This is a genomic window from Microvirga sp. P4_A5, from assembly GCF_056402495.1.
Map to the genome: position 1 here is coordinate 1 of NZ_JBFUHH010000217.1, position 671 is coordinate 671.

Annotated in this window: 1 pseudogene; it reads right to left on the bottom strand. The window is 70.2% G+C overall.

The features are described from left to right. Positions 1–671, bottom strand: a pseudogene (locus AC1DVM_RS23220) (pseudouridine synthase); the annotation flags it as partial.

Sequence of the window (671 nt, forward strand, 5' to 3'; positions counted from 1 at the left end):
GCTCACCAGCCGCTCGACCTTGACCTTGCGGCCTTCGCTCGATTCGATGGCGGCGGCGCGTTCGCGGGGACGCGCTGCGGTCACGGTCCGCGCGGCGCGCGGATCGGCGCCCCGGCGCGGGGTTTTTCTGGTCGCGGCCTCGTCGGAATCGGAGGCGCGCCAGATGCTCGTCTTCGGTTCGAGGCGGGACGGATACTTGCGAGGCGCTTCCTCGTCGCGGCCCTGGCTCCGGCGGTCGTCGTCGCCACGACCCCTGGCTGTCGGGCGGTCGGAACCCGGACGGGAAAAGCGCGGGCGCTCCTCCTGCCTGTCGTTGTCCCGCGTCCGACGGGGCCGGTCTTCGCCGCGCTCCCGCGAGGGGCGGGCGTCGCCCCGCTCGGGACGATCTTCCTTCGCGGGGGTGCCGAACGGCGCGATGGGCTCGCGCACGGGACTTTCGAAATCCACGCCGGCCTCCTTGGAGAGGGCGTCGCCCAGCTGGTCGCGCAGGATCTTGGTCTTGACCTCTTCGACCATGCCCTCTTCGATTTCGCCGAGCTGGAAGGGTCCGAACGAGAGGCGGATCAGGCGGTTCACCTGCAGGCCGAGATGTTCGAGGATGCGCTTCACCTCGCGGTTCTTGCCCTCGCGCAATCCCAGCGAAATCCACGCATTGTCGCCCTGGACCCGGT